Annotated in this window: 2 protein-coding genes and 1 tRNA gene; 1 reads left to right on the forward strand and 2 read right to left on the reverse strand. The window is 74.2% G+C overall.

Annotated elements, in window-relative coordinates; translation table 11 throughout:
* Nucleotides 1–92: 92 nt before the first annotated feature.
* Nucleotides 93–1,475 (reverse strand): diaminopimelate decarboxylase, encoded by a 1,383-nt coding sequence (gene lysA, locus ACWF41_RS15810; RefSeq protein WP_380325166.1) that lies wholly within the window; start codon nucleotides 1,473–1,475, stop codon nucleotides 93–95.
* The gene (gene argS, locus ACWF41_RS15815) at nucleotides 1,472–3,139 is read right to left on the reverse strand and encodes an arginine--tRNA ligase (RefSeq protein ID WP_380325169.1); all 1,668 of its coding nucleotides are present in this window, start codon (nucleotides 3,137–3,139) and stop codon (nucleotides 1,472–1,474) included. The genes lysA and argS overlap by 4 nt, the downstream gene beginning before the upstream one ends.
* A gap of 110 nt (nucleotides 3,140–3,249) precedes the next feature.
* Between argS and ACWF41_RS15820 the strand changes: the two genes are divergently transcribed.
* A tRNA-Arg gene (locus ACWF41_RS15820) sits at nucleotides 3,250–3,325 on the forward strand.
* Nucleotides 3,326–3,459 lie beyond the last annotated feature (134 nt).

Raw genomic sequence — 3,459 nt, forward strand, 5'->3', positions numbered from 1 at the left:
GGGACCTTTCGGAATGGGGTGCTGGGATGGTGGCCAGGAGAGCCGTGGGGCGTGGGGTGGGGCCCCCCCGTCCACAGGCGCCCCCGACGCCCTCAGCCGAGGTCGAGCGCGAGCAGGTCGTCGACCGTCTCGCGCCGCACGAGGACGCGCGAGGCGCCGTCGGCGACGGCCACCACGGGCGGCCGCGTCAGCAGGTTGTAGTTCGATGCCATCGACCGCCCGTAGGCCCCCGTCGCGGCGACCGCGAGGAGGTCCCCGGCGCGCACGTCGCCCGGCAGCATGACCTCGTGCACGACGATGTCGCCGCTCTCGCAGTGCTTGCCGACGACGCGTGCCAGCACCGGCGCGGCCTCCGACGTCCGGCCCACGAGCTCCGCGTGGTACTGCGCCTCGTACAGCGCGGGGCGGATGTTGTCGCTCATCCCGCCGTCGACGGACACGTAGGTGCGCACGCGGCCGTCGTCGAGGGCCACCGGCTTCACGGTGCCGACCGTGTAGAGCGTGAGCCCCGCCGGGCCGACGATCGCGCGCCCCGGCTCGATGGAGATCCGCGGCAGCGGGGTGCCGAGGTCGGCGCAGACGGCGGCCACCGCGCTCGCCACGTCCTTGGCCACGCGGTCCGGGTCCAGCGGCACCTCGCCGGGCAGGTAGGCGATGCCGTAGCCGCCGCCGAGGTCCACCTCGTCGACGAGCACGCCGGTGCGCTCCGCGAGCTCCGCCCGCAGCGCCAGCACGACGCGCGCCGCCGCCTCGAAGCCCGCCGGGTCGAGGATCTGCGACCCGATGTGGGAGTGGATGCCCAGCAGGCGAAGCTCCGGCCGCGCGACGACCGCGAGCAGCGCCCGCATCGCCGGCGGGTCACCGCCGTCGCCGTCGAGCGCGCCCCGGTTCACGGACAGCCCGAACTTCTGGTCCTCGTGCGCGGTGGAGATGTACTCGTGCCCGCCGGCGTGCACCCCGGTCGTGACACGCACCATGACGGGCGCGACGACGCCGCGCGCGGCGGCCAGCGCTGCGACCCGGCCCACCTCCACGAGGGAGTCGACGATGATCCGGCCGACGCCCGCGTCGAGGGCGGCGAGGATCTCGTCGTCCGACTTGTTGTTGCCGTGCAGGCCGAGCTCGGCTCCCGGGACGCCCGCGCGCAGTGCGACGGCCAGCTCGCCGCCCGACGCCGTGTCGACGCGCAGCCCCTCCTCGCGGGCCCATCGCGCGACCGCGACGGTGAGCAGGGCCTTCCCGGCGTAGTAGACGTCGACGCCCGTGCCCACCTCCGCGAAGGCCGTCGCGAACGCGGTGCGATAGCCGCGGGCGCGGGCGCGGAAGTCCGCCTCGTCGAGCACGTACGACGGGGTGCCGTGCTCGGCCGCGAGCGCGTCCACGCCGACCCCGCCCACCTCGACGACGCCGTCGGCGCGCCGCCGGACACCGGTCGACCAGGGCACGCCGAGGACGCCGGTCGCGGGGGCGGTCACATCCGCTCCGGCGCGGACACGCCGAGCAGCTCGAGCCCGTTGGCGAGCACCTGGCGCACCGCGTCGTTCAGCCACAGGCGCGTGCGGTGCGTGTCCGTGACCTCCTCGTCCGGGTACGGCGTCACGCGGCACTCCTGGTACCACTTGTGGTAGTCCGCGGCGAGGGACTCGAGGTAGCGCGCGACGCGGTGCGGCTCGCGCAGCTCGGCCGCCTGCGACACGATCCGCGGGAACTCGGTGAGCGCGCCCACCAGCGCCGTCTCGGTCTCGTGCGTCAGCAGCGCCGGGTCGAAGGCGTCCGAGCCGTCCGCGGCGACGCGCACGACGTCGCGGTCCGCGGCGTTCCGGTCGACGGCGCAGGTGCGCGAGTGCGCGTACTGCACGTAGTAGACGGGGTTGTCGTTGCTCTGCTTGAGCATCTCCTCGCCCGACAGCGACAGCGGCGAGTCCGCCGGGTAGCGCGCGAGCGAGTAGCGCAGCGCGTCCGCTCCCAGCCACTCGATGAGGTCGTCCATGTACAGGGCGTTGCCGCGGCGCTTGCCCATCCGCTCGCCACCGATGTTCACCAGCTGGCCGATGAGCACCTCGATGTTCGCCTCGGGGTCGTCGCCCGCGCACGCGGCGATCGCCTTGAGGCGGTTGATGTACCCGTGGTGGTCGGCCCCGAGCAGGTAGATCTTGCCCGGGAACCCGCGGTCCTTCTTGGACAGGTAGTAGGCGGCGTCGGCGGCGAAGTACGTGGGCTCGCCGTTCGCGCGGATCATCACGCGGTCCTTGTCGTCGCCGAAGTCGGTGGTGCGCAGCCAGACCGCGCCGTCGACGTCGAACACGTGGCCCTGCTCGCGCAGGCGCGCGACGGCCTGCTCCACCGCGCCCGAGGCGTGCAGCGTCCGCTCGGAGAACCACACGTCGAAGTGCACGCCGAAGGCGTCGAGCGTGCGGCGGATCGCCTCGAGCTGCGCCTGGTAGCCGAGCTCGCGGGCGGTCGTGACGGCCTCGTCGGCGGGCAGGGACAGAAGGCCGGGCTCCTGCTCCAGCACCTCGGCGGCGCGCTCGGCGACGTACTCGCCGGGGTAGCCGCCCTCGGGCACGTCCTCACCCTTGGCCCGCGCGACGATCGACGCGCCGAACTTGTCCATCTGCGCGCCGGCGTCGTTGATGTAGTACTCGGCGGTCACGTCGGCGCCCGCGGCGCGCATGATCCGCACGAGGGCGTCGCCGAGCGCGGCCCAGCGGGTGTGGCCGATGTGCAGCGGGCCGGTCGGGTTGGCCGAGATGTACTCGAGGTTGTGCACCTGGCCGGCGAGGGCGTCGGTGCGGCCGTACTCCTCCCCCGCGGTGACGATCGTCCGGGCGAGCTCGCCCGCGGCGCCGGCCTCGAGCGTGATGTTGAGGAAGCCCGGCCCGGCGACGTCCGCCGCCTTGACCCCGGGGGTGGCCGCGAGGCGCGCGGCCAGGTCCTCCGCGAGCGCCCGCGGGGTGGTGCCGGCCTTCTTCGCGAGCTGCAGCGCCACGTTGGTGGCCCAGTCACCGTGCTCGCGCTGCCGGGGTCGCTCGACGTGGACCGAGGCCGGGACGGCGTCGGCGGGAAGGGCGAGGGTACCGTCGGCCACGGCCGAGGCGAGGGCAGCGCTGAGTGCTCCGGAGAGCTCGTCGGGGGTCACCGGGCGATTCTACAAAGCCGTCGGCCGGCGCCGTGCTGGCGGTTGCCACCCGGACCTCCAGGTGCTGGTAGTCTCGTGCACCGTGCCGAGCGGTTCCCGCGTCGGCGCCCGCGCCTGTAGCTCAGTGGATAGAGCGTCTGCCTCCGGAGCAGAAGGTCGGGGGTTCGAATCCCTTCAGGCGCACCACGAGAGAAGCGGGGCTTGTTCTCCCCCCCGGCCCCTTCTCCTTTCTCCCCTCCCCCCCCCCCCCTGACTGGCTTTTTCTCCCCCCACGCACACGACCCCCCCCCCCCCCCCCCCCCCCCCCCCCCCCCCCCCCG

The organism is Isoptericola sp. NPDC055063, from assembly GCF_053608125.1.